Origin of the sequence: Blattabacterium sp. (Nauphoeta cinerea), assembly GCF_000471965.1 — a bacterium.
Taxonomy (GTDB): domain Bacteria; phylum Bacteroidota; class Bacteroidia; order Flavobacteriales; family Blattabacteriaceae; genus Blattabacterium.
Map to the genome: position 1 here is coordinate 116,161 of NC_022550.1, position 14,274 is coordinate 130,434.

A 14,274-nucleotide genomic window follows, 5' to 3' on the forward strand; every position below is an offset into this window, starting at 1 on the left:
TTTTCTGTTTTAGACAAAAAAATTTTAGAATATTTATATTATTTATTGGATATTTAGCGAATTTTTATTTATCATGTGTTATATAAAGAAAAAAGTTATTTTATGCTGAAACATAATTTAGGTTATCCTCGTATAGGAATTCAAAGAGAGTTAAAAAAAGCTTGTGAAGCTTATTGGTCAGATAAAATTGATCGTAATACTTTATTTGAAATAGGAAGAAAAATAAGAATAGAAAATTGGAAAATGCAAGAAAAAGAAGATTTAGATTTGATTCCATGTAATGATTTTAGTTTTTATGATCATGTTTTGGATATGTCCTTATTATTAGGGGTTATTTCTGAGTCTTATCTTTCTATTCCAGTAATTCATAATAACATTGACTTATATTTTTCTATGGCTAGAGGATTTCAAAAAAATGGATGGGATATTAAAGCTATGGAAATGACCAAATGGTTTAACACTAATTATCATTACATTGTTCCAGAATTCGAAAAAAATCAAAAATTCTCTATTTTTTATCATAAAATTTTTGATGAATTAAAGGAATCTAAAAATGTATTGAAATCTATAAAAAAAATTAAACCTGTATTAATTGGACCTGTATCTTATTTATTTTTAGGAAAAGAGAAAGAAAAGTCCTTTCATAAAATGGATTTGATAGAAAATCTCATTCCTACTTATGTAAAAATTATTAACAAATTAAAAGATAAAGGAGTCAACTGGATTCAGTTAGATGAACCCATTTTGGTTTTAGATATGTCTGAAAAAGAGAAAAAAGTTTTTAAATATGCTTATAGAGAAATATCTAAATTTTGTAATGGAATCAATATTTTATTAACTTCTTATTTTGATGGAATATCAGAAAATATATCTCTTTTTCAAGATGTATCTATTCAAGCTTTACATATAGATTTGGTAGAAGATTCAAATCAGTTAGAAAAAATACTTTCTTTTTTTTCAAGAGAATCAGAAATGATTCTTTCTTTAGGTCTTATTGATGGAAGAAATATATGGAGAAACAATTATGCAAATTCTATTAAAAAAATAGAAAAAGCAATAAAAATTGTAGGAGAAGATAGAATTATGATTGCTCCTAGTTGTTCGCTTTTACATGTTCCTATAGATATAGAATACGAAAACTACATTCATATAGATATTAAAAATAGAATGGCTTTTGCCAGACAAAAAATTGGAGAATTAAATGATTTAGAAAAAATTATAAGAGGAGATCAAAATCTTTTGTTAAGGAACTCTTCTTTACTAAAAAAAACATCTTCTATTTTTCATGATCATAAAATAAAGGAAAGAGTAGCGAGAATAACAAACCAAGATATACAAAGAGATAATCCTTTTTATATTAGACAAAAAAAACAGAAAAAAAAATTTCATCTTCCTATGTTCCCTACTACTACTATAGGATCTTTTCCTCAAACAAAAGAAATACGTAGTTTACGAAATAAATTTAGAAAAAAAGAATTGAGTCAAGAAGAATATGATAAAAAAATTCAAAATTTTATTATAGATGTCATTAAAAAACAAGAAGAAATAGATTTAGATGTACTAGTTCATGGAGAATTTGAAAGAACTGATATGGTAGAGTATTTTTCAGAAAAATTAAAAGGAATACTTTCTACTGATAATGGATGGGTTCAAAGTTATGGAAGTCGTTGTGTAAAACCTCCTGTTATTTATGGAGATGTTGATCGTATTGGCGATATGACTGTTGAATGGATATGTTTTGCTCAATCTAAAACAAAAAAATTAATGAAAGGGATGCTAACTGGCCCAGTTACAATTTTACAATGGTCTTTTGTAAGAGATGATCAACCTATTTATTATACTGCTTATCAAATAGCTTGGTCAATTCGAGAAGAAGTTTTATCACTAGAAAAATCTGGAATTCAAATTATTCAGATAGATGAACCTGCTATAAGAGAAGGATTACCTTTGAAAAAGAAGAATTGGAAATATTATTTAGATTGGTCGATCAAAGCTTTTCGTCTATCTTCAAGTGGAGTAAAAGATGAAACACAGATACATACACATATGTGTTATAGTGAATTCAATGATATACTTGAACATATAGCAGATATGGACGCAGATGTTATTACTATAGAGACTTCTAGATCTAAAATGGAATTGTTAGAAGCTTTTTCCGTTTTTTCTTATCCTAATGAAATAGGTCCAGGTGTATATGACATTCATTCTCCTAGAATACCCACTATAGAAGAGATGTTTGACTTAATAGAAAAAGCTTCAAAAAAATTACCTATAAGAAATATTTGGGTGAATCCAGATTGTGGATTAAAAACTAGAAAATGGAAAGAAGTGTTTATCTCGCTTCATAATATGACAAAAGCAGCGAAAATGGCTAGAATAAAATTATCTTAAAAAAAAAGAAAAGTGTATATTTTCATATTGATCTAAAAATTTAGTAATGACTTTGCATCAAAAAGAAGAAATGATAAAAAAGGAATTTAAAATTCTTAAAAATTGGGAGGATAAATATGAATATTTGATAGATTTAGGCAAAAAATTATCTAATCAATCACCCATGTTTAGATCTGAAGATAAGTTAATTCATGGGTGTCAATCCCAAGTTTGGTTAGAAGCTAAATTAAAGGAATCACGTGTTTTTTTTGAAGCGGATAGTGACGCTTTGTTACCTAGAGGAATGGCAGCGATTATGGTTCAAATATATTCAGGACTTTTCCCTTTTGAAATTATTTATTCCAATACTAATTTTCTTTATGAAATAGGATTTCAAACTTTTTTATCTCCTACTAGAGCTAATGGAATGTTTTTATTTTTAAAAAAAATAAAATTCTATGCTATAGCTTTTAATACAAAAGTTTCTGTTAGATTAAATGGACGAATTTAAAAAAAAATAAAATGTTTCAAACCATTAATCCTGTAGATAATAATGTATTAAAAACTTATAATTTTTTATCTAATCAAAATATTAATGTTAAACTAGCTGAAGCTCAAAATGCATATAATCAATGGAAAAATTTTCCGTTTGATGAAAAGATTAAATGTTTAATGAAGTTTTGTTATTATATGCTAGAAACCACAGATATTATAGCTTACTCTATTACTGAAGAAATGGGAAAACCCATTACTCAATCTTATGCAGAAGTAAATAAGAGCATAAATTTATGTAAATATTATTGCAAGTTAAAAGAATCTATTTTTAAAGAAAAAATTTATACTGAATATAAAATTTCTTATGTAAGGTTTGAATCTATAGGTCCTATATTAGGAATGATGCCTTGGAATTATCCTATATGGCAAACGATTAGATCTACTATTCCCAATTTAATATTAGGAAATGTCATTATCATTAAACCATCTTTTAATACAACAGGATGTTCTATGATTTTAGAAAAAATATTTTTAAAATCCGGCTTTCCTGAAGGAACTTTTCAAGTTTTATTAATAGATATAAATCAAGTAGAATCTGTTATAGCTCATTCTGCAATAAAAGGAATCACTTTTACAGGAAGTTCCACAGTAGGGAGTATTATAGGATCATTATCCGGAAAATATATTAAAAAATCTATTTTAGAATTAGGAGGAAATGATGCTTTTGTTGTTATGAAAGATGTAGAAAATATAAAAAAAGTAGCAAAATTAGCTACAGAATCTAGATTAAATAATACAGGACAAACATGTATTTCTGCAAAAAGATTTATTGTAGATAAAACTATAATAGATGATTTTATAGATGCAGTTATACAAGAGATGAAAACATATCATAGAGGAGATTTATATGATAAATCAACTAAAATAGGTTATATTTCTCGTTGTGATTTATCTGAAAAATTGTATCAACAATACAAAAATATTATTATAAATGGAGGAAAAATATGTTTAGAAATAACCAAAGATGGGAATTTTTTGACGCCTTCTTTATTAAGGATAAAAAATGAAAACTGTATAGTAAAAAAAGAAGAAATATTTGGTCCAATAGGAATCATTTCTTCTTTTTCCAAAGAAGAAATGATTCCTGATATAGTGAATGATACTCCATATGGACTTGGAGCTTCTATTTGGACGAAAAATTTAGAAAAAGCAGAAGAAATATCAAAAAAAATAGATACGGGAATGGTTTTTATTAATGAAGTTGTAAAATCAGATCCCCGTTTTCCTTTTGGAGGAATGAAAAGATCAGGATATGGGAGAGAATTATCAACTTTATCTATAAAAGAATTTTCTAATTATAAAACTATAATTATGAAGAAATTATAAATTTCTTCGCATTCTGGAAACAGGAATATGCATTTGATCTCTGTATTTTGCAATAGTTCTTCTAGCTATTAAATAGCCTTTTTTTCTAAGTATTTTAGATAATTTTTCATCAGTCAGAGGTTGTTTTTTATTTTCTTTTGCTATTGATTCCCCCAAAAGTTTTTTGATTTCGATAGAGGACACTTCTTTTCCTTCTTGATTTATCATTTTTTCAGAAAAAAAACTTTTAATTAAAAAAGTACCATATGGGGTATTAACATATTTACTATTGGCTACACGAGAGACAGTAGAAATTCCTACTCCAATTTTTTGTGAAATATTTTTTAAAATCATAGGTTTTATTTTCAGGGGATCTCCAGTTAAAAAGTATTCTTTTTGATAATCCATAATAGCATTCATTGTAAGCATCAATGTATTTTGACGTTGTTTTATAGCGTCAACAAACCATTTTGCTGAATCTATTTTTTGTTTTAAAAATGCAACGGTTTCTTCATTTTTATTTATATTTTTTTTTGATCTATAAGATTTTAACATATTGAAATATAAAGGTGATACTTTTAATTCTGGAATGTTTCTTTGATTTAGAGAAAGTTCTAATTTTTCATCTGAAATATAAATATTAAAATCCGGAATAATATGATCCAAATTTTTAGTATTATCAGAATAAATTTTTCCTGGTTTAGGATTCAATTTCTTGATTTGATCAATTACTTTTTTTAAATTTTTTTTTGTGATTCCCAATTTTTTATACAATTTGTTATAATGTTTTTTTACAAAAGATTGAAAATGATCTCGTATAATTTTTTGTGAAAAAAAAATTTCTTGAGTAATTTTCTTTTTTTTCAATTGAATCAGTAAACATTCTTGTAAATTTCTGGATCCTATCCCTATGGGGTCTAATTTTTGTATATAATTTACAAGCAATTTTTCTACTTTTTCTGTAGATACAGATACTCCAAGTGTCAAAAAAATATCATCTACTATAGATGTGATTTTTCTTCTGATATAACCATCATTATCTATATTTCCTAATATAAAATCAGCGATTAATAAATCTTTTTCACTTAAACGAAATGTATGCAATTGATTTTTTAAATATTCTTGAAAAGAAATTCCAGAAATAATAGGAATATGTTTTTTTATATTACAATTTTGATTTCTAATTTGAAAATCTTCAATTTCGTCATCACTTAAATATTCATCTATTTCAGATTTATCTATAGATGGATTTTGATCTTCTGTAAGAATATCAATATCATTTTCTAATGTATCTGAATATTCTTCTAATTCTGAAGAATTATCTTCTTCTAAAGCTGGATTTTCTTCCAATTCTTGTTGAACTCTTTGTTCAAAATCTAAAGTAGATAATTGAACCAATTTCATTAATTGTATTTGTTGTGGAGAAAGTTTATGTTGTCCTTTTTGTAATAACTGTTGTTTTAACATCTTGTTTTTAAAATTCTGCATTGTTTGGTGTTCTTGGAAATGGGATGACATCACGGATATTGTTCATCCCTGTAATAAATTGAACTATACGATCAAAACCTAATCCAAATCCACTGTGAGGAACAGAACCAAAACGACGTGTATCTAAATACCACCAGAGTTTTTTTTTATCAGTGTTTGTATCTTTCATACGTTGTAATAATATATCATAACGTTCTTCTCTTTGAGATCCTCCAATGATTTCTCCTATTTCAGGGAATAAAATATCCATAGCTCTAACAGTTTTTCCATCATTATTCATACGCATATAAAAAGCTTTAATGTTGCAAGGATAATCAAATATAACTACAGGAGTTTTAAAGTATTTATCCACTAAATATTGTTCATGTTCCGATTGTAGATCCATTCCCCAAACAATGGGATGTAAAAATTTTATGTTTTTTTTCTTTTCTTCTTGATCAAAAATTTTAATGACTTCTGTATAACTAATTCTTTTGAATGGAAATTTTAAGATAAGTTCTAATTTTTCTAAAAGACGGTTTTTTTTACTACATTTTTCTAAACGTTGATCTAAAAACGTTAAGTCTTCCATGCTATTTTCAAGAATATATTTAATAACAAATTTTATAAAATTTTCGGCTAAATTTATGTTCTCATCGAGATGATAAAAAGCAATTTCTGGTTCTATCATCCAAAATTCAGATAGATGTCGTGATGTATTGGAATTCTCTGCTCTAAATACAGGACCAAAAGTATATACTTTACCTAATCCTAAAGAAGCCGTTTCTGCTTCTAGTTGTCCGGATACACTGAGATAAGTTTTACATTTAAAAAAATCTTTAGTATAATCAATTGGTTGATTTTTTAAATTCATAGTTGTAATCTGAAACATTCTTCCAACTCCTTCACAATTTGAAGTAGTAATAATTGGAGTATGAAGATAAAAAAAACCATGTTCATGAAAATATTTATGAATACAAAACGCTATATGATGACGAATTCGCATAACACAACTAAAAATATTTGTTTTGAAACGTAAATGAGCCTGTTCACGAAGTTTTTCAAAACTATGTTTTTTAGGTTGCAAAATAGACTTTTGAATAATTTCTGGATCTACTGATTCATATATAATTATATCTAAAGATTTGAGTTCTATATATTGTTTTTTTCCAATACTTTTTTTGACTATTCCTATAACTCTAATCGAACTTCCAATTGTTATTTTTTTTATAATTTTTTTATCCAATTTTTTGGATAAGATAATTTGCAAGTTATTAATTGTAGAACCATCATTCAAAATAATGAAAATAGAATAACGAAAAGACCGAATCCATCCCTCAACCAATACTTTTTGATCAATCAAAAATTTTCCTTTATTTAGTAGTTCTTTAATTGAATATTTTCTTATCATTTTATATGTTCAATATTTCTTTTTTTTTCTGAAGAAAGAAATCCTCTATTTTTTGAATATATCCATCTGTCATTTTTTGTATACGATGTTCTGCTATTCTAGAAATATCTTCTGATATTTTTAATTTCTTTATACATTGATTATTATTTTTTCGAATTTTTCTCACAAGTATTTTTGCTTGTTCTATCTGTAATTTGATTTTTTTCATCAAATTTTTTCTACTTTCTTCTGTAATTATGGGTAAATGTATATGAATAGTATCCCCTTTATTGGTAGGCATAATACCTAAATTTGCATTAATAATAGCTTTTTCTATAGCTGGAATAATAGAACGATCCCAAGAATGAATAGAAATATTCATATTATCTATAATAGAAATGTTAGATACTTCCATAAGTGGAAAAAAAGTTTCATAACATTTTATCTTGATTTTTCCTAAAAAAGAAGAAACAGATTTACTTCCTAATCGAATACGGTAAATTTCTTTTTTCAATTGTTTTAAAATCTTTTCCATATCTTCTTCACAAGAGGAAAAAATGTTATTTAATCCATCCATAATTTTATTTTTTTTTAGAAACCATAGTTCCTATTTTTTCTCCAGAAATTACTTTTTTAAAATTCCCCTTTCTATTCATATCAAAAATAATAATCGGTAAATCATTTTCATTACCTAAAATAAAAGCTGTTTGATCCATTACTTTTATTCCCATTTGATATGCCATATCAAAAGATATATTTTTTAGTTTTTTAGCATACTTATTCTTTTCTGGATCTGTTGTGTAAATTCCATCTACTCTAGTCCCTTTTAATAATACATCAGCTTTTATTTCGATAGCACGTAAAACAGCGGCTGTATCTGTAGTAAAATAAGGATTCCCTAATCCGGCTACAAATATCACAACTCTTCCTTTTTCAAGATGATGTATCGCTCTATCTTTGCTAAAAGATTCCGCTATTTCATCCATTCTAATAGCTGTTTGAATATAGGTGCATATCCCTATATTTTCTAAATATGATTGGAAGGCGATCCCGTTAATAACGGTAGCTAACATTCCCATGTAATCTCCTTCTATACGATTTATAATTTTTTCCTTCATTTTAGAAAATCCTCTAAATATATTGCCACCTCCAATAACTATAGCCACTTGAGCTCCCATATCTACTACTTTTTTTACTTCTTCAGCATATTGTTTAAGACGAGAAGAATGAAGGCCAAATTCATTATCTCCCATAAGAGCTTCTCCACTTAATTTCAATAATGATCTTTTGTATTTCATGAAAAATATATTTTGTCGTTTTTTTTCATAAAAAAGGATATAAGGATATTATGATTATGGAAAAATTCCTAGTTTTTCATAAGAATCAATAATTTTATTTATTGCCAGTACAAATGCTGCCGTACGCATATTTTCTATTTTTGATGATTTTTTTATATCACGAATTTTATGAAATCCATTAATCATGGTATCTTCTAATCCGCTACGTACCAAATCTATTTCTCTTGCTCCTCTTAAAATAATTTTTTTTTCTTCTGTTGAAATTCTTTTTTTACAAACCGTTTCTATAACTTGTAATAATTCTGCATTCATATTTTCACTGAATTTTTTTTCCATACGTCCATAACGTACATGACTTAAATTTTTTAGCCATTCAAAATAAGAAACAGTAACTCCTCCTGCATTTAAGTAAATATCAGGTACAATAATTACTCCTTTTTTTTCTAATATTTCATCAGCTTCAGGAGTAATAGGTCCATTTGCAGCTTCTCCTACAATTTTAGCCTTAATACGGCTCGCATTATTTTTATGTATTACATTTTCCAATGCGGCTGGAATTAAAATATCACATTCTAATTCTAAAGCCTTTTCCGTATTTTCAATATTTTTTGCTTCTGGAAAATTTAATATAGATCCAGTATTTTTTAAATGTAAAAAAACTTGAGATACATTTAAACCTTTTTCATTATAAATAGCCCCTTCTCTTTCTGCTAAAGCTATTATAATAGCCCCTGCTTCATGAAAAAAAGTGGCGGCATGATACCCAACATTTCCTAATCCTTGTATGATGATTTTTTTTCCAACTAATCCTACATCAAGACCAACAGAATACATATCTTCTTTGACATGACATAATTCTCTTATCCCATAAAATACGCCTAATCCTGTAGCCTCTTTCCTTCCTCTTACTCCTCCTTGAGATACTGGTTTTCCTGTCACACAAGCCAATGCGTCTACGTCTCCAGAACGTAAAGATAAAAAAGTATCAAAAATCCAACTCATTTCTCTTTCTCCACTACCATAATCAGGAGCAGGGACGTCTATTCCCGGTCCAATAAAATTCTTATTAATTAATTCAGAAGTATATCTGCGTGTGATTTTTTCTATGTTTTCTGCTGATATAGTTTGTGGATCAACTTTTATCCCCCCTTTCGCCCCTCCAAAAGGAACATCGACTATGGCACATTTATAGGTCATTAGAGCGGCTAAAGTCATCACTTCATCTTGATTCACTTTAATACTGTATCGAATCCCTCCTTTACAAGGAAGTTTATGATGAGAATGCTGAACTCTATATGCTTCAATCACTTTTATTTCTTTTCCTATTTTTACAGGAAAATGCATACGATATACAGCATTGCAAGCTTTGATTTGTTCTAAAAGACCTTTTTCAATAGAAATAAATCGTGCAGCTTTATCAAAGTTTTTTTCTATACAATTAAAAAAACTATATACACCAGTTTGATTTTGGTTTTTTGACATAAAAAAAGTTTTTATACATTTCTATAGAATATAGAATAATGAATGCTACATTATCGAGTACAAATCTACGTTTTATGTATAAAATTTTAATTCATGAGTGCATGGATTAAAATATTGAAATATAAAGTCATTTTTTTAAAATTTATTTTAATAAAATATTTATTATTTTTTTAGGGATTATAATTACCCTTTGTAAAGTTTTTTTTTTCAAAAATATTTTTGTTTTAGGATGATTTAATATTTTATTTTCAATTTTATCGATTGAAGTATCAGGATGAAATTTTTCTAAAAATTTGAATTTTCCATTAAACATAATTGGATATGTTATTTCCTTTTTATCTATATACTTTGGATTAAAAGTTGGAAAGCTATAAAATAAAATGGATTTTATTTTTCCTAGTTTATACCATAATTCTTCAGATATATGAGGGGCGAATGGAGCGATCAATTGAACCAAAGGTTCAAGTATTTTTCTTTTATTACATTTTAATGCAGTCAATTTATTCGTTACAATCATTAATAAACTAATAGAAGTATTCCAAGAAAAAGATTGCATTTTATTTTGTATTTTTTTTATAGCATTATGTAAAATTTCTAATTCTTGATATGTTGGATTCATTTCACTAACCTTAAAAATTTTATTTTTATGAAATAAACACCAAAATCTATTTATAAAATTTTTTATTCCGTTTATTTTTTTACAATCCCAAGGTTTAGATTGATTAATAGGACCTAAAAACATCTCATAAATCCGAAATACATCTGAACCATATTTTTTATAAACATTATCAGGATTTATTACATTATATTTGGATTTTGACATTTTTTCTAATTTTCTTTTACAAAAAAAAGTCCCCCTTTCCAGAATAAAAATAGATGAATAAAATTCAGGTTTACATTTTTTAAACCTGTTCATATCTAATTCATTATTGTTTTTTATTAAAGAAAGATCTACATATACTTCTTGAAAAGAAGAATATGCATGTTTCTTATTTTTTAATCCATAAGATACAAAAGTATTTTCTCCTATGACTTTAAGTATAATAGCAGAATAACTTAAAATCATTCCTTGATTTAATATTTTTTTGAAAGGCTCTTCAGTAGTTATCCATCCTCTATCCAATAAAAATTTATGCCAAAATCTGGCATAAATTAAATGTCCAGTACTATGTTCAGATCCCCCAATATATAAATCAACATTCTTCCAGTAACTTTCTTTTTTTTTATCAAGAAAAAATTTACTGTTATATACATCCATATATCTAAGAAAATACCAACTAGATCCCGCCCAACTAGGCATCGTACTAATTTCTATTGGAAATACATATTTTTGGTCAATAAGAATATTAGAAACAATTTTCATATTTTTTTCATCCCAAGCCCAGTTTTTAACTCTGCCTAATGGAGATTTTCCATTTTTAGGATGAAAATTATCTATTTTTGGAAGAATAATAGGCAACTTATTGATAGGAATTATTTTAGGCATTTTATTTTTTAAATAAATAGGAATTGGTTCCCCCCAATATCTTTGTCGTGAAAAAATAGCATCACGAATCTTATAAATGGTTTTCGTTTTTCCTATTTTATCATTTATTAAAATTTTTATTATTTTTTCTTTTGCTTGTTTACGATTTAATCCATTTAAAAAACTAGAATTGATACACTTTTCATGATGATCTAAAATTTTTAAAATTTCTATCCCAAATTTTTTGGCAAATCTTTTACTTTTTTCTTCATGTCCTGGGATTCCTACCATAGATTGGGTTTGATTATTTATAGTGAAAAAATCACTGATATAAACAGGTATTCTTTTATTTCTAATAAAAGGATGTAATACATAATTTCCTGTAAAAATTCCAGAAATATTTTTTGTATTTTCATCTATATTTTGAGTAAGATATGTTAAAACGTTTTTGTGATGTGAGGAATAAATACTTATTTTGTCTGAAAGTGGATGATCTATAGATAATATAATAAAAGTTACCCCAAAGATCATTTCTGGATGAAATAAGAATAATTCAATTTGATTAAATTTATCAACAGGATAAATGATTTTTAGTGGAATAGAAACCCCTATTGATTTTCCTATCCAATTATATTGTAATTTTTTGAAAGATTGAGAACAATCAATAATATTTAATCCTTTTATAAGTCTTTCTGCATATGCACTAATTCTTATATGCCATTGCAACATTTTTTTTTTGTAAACTGGATATCCCCCTCTTTCACTTTTTCCATTTTTAATTTCATCATTCGCTAGCACTGTCCCTAAATCAGGACACCAATTAACTATATTTTTACATAAGAAAGCTAATCTATAATCCAAAAGTATAGATTCCTTCTCATGTGAATTAAATTGTTTCCATGTTTTTGAACTGAATTTGTAACTTGATGTAGTACTTGCATTGATGAAATTGTTTCCGTTTTTATTGAATTCTTGAATTAAAAGGTCTATAGGTTTAGCTTGTTCACTGTTTTTATCATACCAAGAATTGAAAATTTGAATAAACATCCATTGAGTCCAACGATAGTAACTTGGATCACTAGTATATAGCTTTCGATTCCAATCAAAAGAAAGTCCTATTTTATCCATTTGTTCTTTATATCTATGTGAATTTTCAATAATAGTATCATAAGGATGTTTTCCTGTTTGTATAGCATATTGTTCTGCAGGAAGGCCAAAAGAATCAAACCCTATAGGATTCAGTACATTATATCCTTTTGCTCTTTTATATCTTGCATAAACATCTGATGCAATATAACCTAAACAATGCCCAACATGAAGACCTGTTCCAGAAGGATAAGGAAACATATTAAATGTAGTATTTTTTTTTTCATTCTCTTCTGTATGAAAGACATTATGTTTTTTCCAGTATATTTGCCAACGTTTTTCTATTTCACGAAAATTATATTCCATTTTATTTCTTTTTAAGACATAATAAAAAATATCTACAATGATTTTATTACGTAATTTTAATTTATTTCTTCAGAACAATATAAAAAAATTGTTTTTTATTTATTGGGAAAATAAATCCGATCATAAAAAAAGAAAAAAATGTTTAATGAGGATCAAGATTATTTAAATAACGATAAATTTATAAATAATCAAACTATAGATAGACTAATAAAAATTATTCATACCCATCCTAATGATGTTGTAAAAATATTTAGTTTGTTAAAATCATACAAAGCAATTTCTATTTTTAGAGTATTAGATTTTTCTACAAAAAAAAAAATCATAAAAGGGGTACCTTCTATTAAGAAAATGGAATTATTAAATAATTTATCGGGAGATGATAGGATTTATTTTTTAGAAAAAATTCAAAAAAATCTTTTAAAAGATTTGATAAAATATTTAAATCCAGAAGATAAATGTAAAATTTTAACGTATCTGGGATATCCTAAAAATAGTGTAGGACGTTTTATGATTCCATATTGTATTGCTGTTCAAGAAACTTGGAGGGTGCAAGAAGTTTTGGATTATATCCGTAAAGAAGTCAAAAATAGTGATGTGATAGAAATTGTATATGTCGTCGACCAAAAAGGAAAATTAATATATGATATAAAAATACGAGAATTTTTATTGGTAGATCCAAATACAAAAGTGTCTGATTTAATCAATAATCAATATACTGATACTTTAAATATCACAGATACAGAAGAAAAAGCAACTAAAATATTTTCTATGAGTAATAGAATTTCACTTCCAGTTATAGATGATCAAAATTTTTTATTGGGAATAGTAACTGTAGATGATATTTTGTGGGTTTTAAATGAAAATTATAGAGAAGATTTTCAAAAAATAGGTGGAATGGAAGCTTTAAACCAATCTTATTTAAACCTTCCATTATATAAACTTATTAAAAAAAGAGCTGGATGGTTAATTTTGTTGTTTATAGGAGAAATGTTAACTACAACAGTTATGCAAAAATTTTCAAGTGTTATAGAAAAAGCTCTAGTTCTCGCTTTGTTCATTCCTTTAGTTGTTTCAAGTGGGGGGAATAGTGGGGCACAAGCTGCGAGTTTAATTATACAAGCTATGGCTTTAGGAGAGGTAAAAATAAAAGATTGGTGGATTGTAATGCGAAGAGAAATTATTTGTGGTTTTTTTTTAGGTGGGATTTTAGGATTTACAGGTTTTATACGTGTGGTGGCTTGGCACAAAATAAATTTATTTAATTATGGTACTCATTGGGTATTAGTAGGATTAACGGTATTTTTTTCTTTGATTGGAGTGGTATTATGGGGTACATTAAGTGGATCAATGTTACCTTTTATAATTAAAAAATTTAGAGGAGATCCCGCTAGTTCTTCAGCTCCTTTTGTAGCCACATTAGTAGATGTTGTTGGATTAATGATATATTTTTCTATATCTTATCTTCTTTTGCATGGTACTTTATTATAATA

At 26.5% G+C, this 14,274-nt stretch carries 10 protein-coding genes; 4 read left to right on the plus strand and 6 right to left on the minus strand.

What is annotated here, in order from left to right:
* Positions 1 to 102: 102 nt before the first annotated feature.
* Genes metE through K645_RS00585 form a run of 3 tightly spaced genes read left to right on the plus strand, consistent with a single transcriptional unit; the run spans position 103 to position 4,251 of the window.
* Positions 103 to 2,391 (plus strand): 5-methyltetrahydropteroyltriglutamate--homocysteine S-methyltransferase, encoded by a 2,289-nt coding sequence (metE, locus tag K645_RS00575; protein WP_041935986.1) that lies wholly within the window; start codon positions 103 to 105, stop codon positions 2,389 to 2,391.
* Between the two features lie 46 nt (positions 2,392 to 2,437).
* Positions 2,438 to 2,881 (plus strand): SufE family protein, encoded by a 444-nt coding sequence (locus tag K645_RS00580; protein ID WP_022564944.1) that lies wholly within the window; start codon positions 2,438 to 2,440, stop codon positions 2,879 to 2,881.
* Between the two features lie 11 nt (positions 2,882 to 2,892).
* The gene (locus tag K645_RS00585; protein WP_022564945.1) at positions 2,893 to 4,251 is read left to right on the plus strand and encodes an aldehyde dehydrogenase family protein; all 1,359 of its coding nucleotides are present in this window, start codon (positions 2,893 to 2,895) and stop codon (positions 4,249 to 4,251) included.
* Here K645_RS00585 and rpoN read toward each other — a convergent pair.
* The 6 genes from rpoN to K645_RS00615 all read right to left on the minus strand — a co-directional run bounded on the left by rpoN (position 4,246) and on the right by K645_RS00615 (position 12,784).
* Positions 4,246 to 5,697, minus strand: a complete 1,452-nt coding sequence (gene rpoN, locus K645_RS00590; protein ID WP_041936056.1) for an RNA polymerase factor sigma-54 — start codon at positions 5,695 to 5,697, stop codon at positions 4,246 to 4,248. The two genes, K645_RS00585 and rpoN, sit on opposite strands and share 6 nt — an antisense overlap.
* A gap of 7 nt (positions 5,698 to 5,704) precedes the next feature.
* The gene (asnS, locus tag K645_RS00595) at positions 5,705 to 7,108 is read right to left on the minus strand and encodes an asparagine--tRNA ligase (protein ID WP_022564947.1); all 1,404 of its coding nucleotides are present in this window, start codon (positions 7,106 to 7,108) and stop codon (positions 5,705 to 5,707) included.
* Between the two features lies 1 nt (position 7,109).
* The gene (gene frr, locus K645_RS00600; protein WP_022564948.1) at positions 7,110 to 7,664 is read right to left on the minus strand and encodes a ribosome recycling factor; all 555 of its coding nucleotides are present in this window, start codon (positions 7,662 to 7,664) and stop codon (positions 7,110 to 7,112) included.
* A gap of 4 nt (positions 7,665 to 7,668) precedes the next feature.
* On the minus strand, positions 7,669 to 8,385 hold the full coding sequence (gene pyrH, locus K645_RS00605; protein ID WP_022564949.1) for a UMP kinase: 717 nt from the start codon (positions 8,383 to 8,385) through the stop codon (positions 7,669 to 7,671).
* A 54-nt stretch (positions 8,386 to 8,439) separates the two neighbouring features.
* The gene (locus K645_RS00610) at positions 8,440 to 9,867 is read right to left on the minus strand and encodes a Glu/Leu/Phe/Val dehydrogenase (RefSeq protein ID WP_022564950.1); all 1,428 of its coding nucleotides are present in this window, start codon (positions 9,865 to 9,867) and stop codon (positions 8,440 to 8,442) included.
* Positions 9,868 to 10,009: 142 nt separating this feature from the next.
* Positions 10,010 to 12,784 carry a class I tRNA ligase family protein gene (locus tag K645_RS00615; RefSeq protein ID WP_022564951.1) on the minus strand — a complete coding sequence of 925 codons (2,775 nt, stop codon included), beginning with the start codon at positions 12,782 to 12,784 and terminating at the stop codon, positions 10,010 to 10,012.
* A 138-nt stretch (positions 12,785 to 12,922) separates the two neighbouring features.
* Here K645_RS00615 and mgtE point away from each other — a divergent pair, with 138 nt between their 5' ends.
* Entirely contained in the window at positions 12,923 to 14,272 is a 1,350-nt protein-coding gene (gene mgtE, locus K645_RS00620) for a magnesium transporter (protein ID WP_022564952.1), read from the plus strand.
* Positions 14,273 to 14,274: the final 2 nt, after the last annotated feature.

What these genes read in the sequence shown, in the direction of transcription:
- metE (WP_041935986.1), top strand. Translation starts at nt 103, where the DNA reads ATGCTGAAACATAATTTAGGTTATCCTCGTATAGGAATTCAAAGAGAG.
- K645_RS00580 (WP_022564944.1), top strand. Translation starts at nt 2,438, where the DNA reads ATGACTTTGCATCAAAAAGAAGAAATGATAAAAAAGGAATTTAAAATT.
- K645_RS00585 (WP_022564945.1), top strand. Translation starts at nt 2,893, where the DNA reads ATGTTTCAAACCATTAATCCTGTAGATAATAATGTATTAAAAACTTAT.
- rpoN (WP_041936056.1), bottom strand. Translation starts at nt 5,697, where the DNA reads ATGTTAAAACAACAGTTATTACAAAAAGGACAACATAAACTTTCTCCA.
- asnS (WP_022564947.1), bottom strand. Translation starts at nt 7,108, where the DNA reads ATGATAAGAAAATATTCAATTAAAGAACTACTAAATAAAGGAAAATTT.
- frr (WP_022564948.1), bottom strand. Translation starts at nt 7,664, where the DNA reads ATGGATGGATTAAATAACATTTTTTCCTCTTGTGAAGAAGATATGGAA.
- pyrH (WP_022564949.1), bottom strand. Translation starts at nt 8,385, where the DNA reads ATGAAATACAAAAGATCATTATTGAAATTAAGTGGAGAAGCTCTTATG.
- K645_RS00610 (WP_022564950.1), bottom strand. Translation starts at nt 9,867, where the DNA reads ATGTCAAAAAACCAAAATCAAACTGGTGTATATAGTTTTTTTAATTGT.
- K645_RS00615 (WP_022564951.1), bottom strand. Translation starts at nt 12,784, where the DNA reads ATGGAATATAATTTTCGTGAAATAGAAAAACGTTGGCAAATATACTGG.
- mgtE (WP_022564952.1), top strand. Translation starts at nt 12,923, where the DNA reads ATGTTTAATGAGGATCAAGATTATTTAAATAACGATAAATTTATAAAT.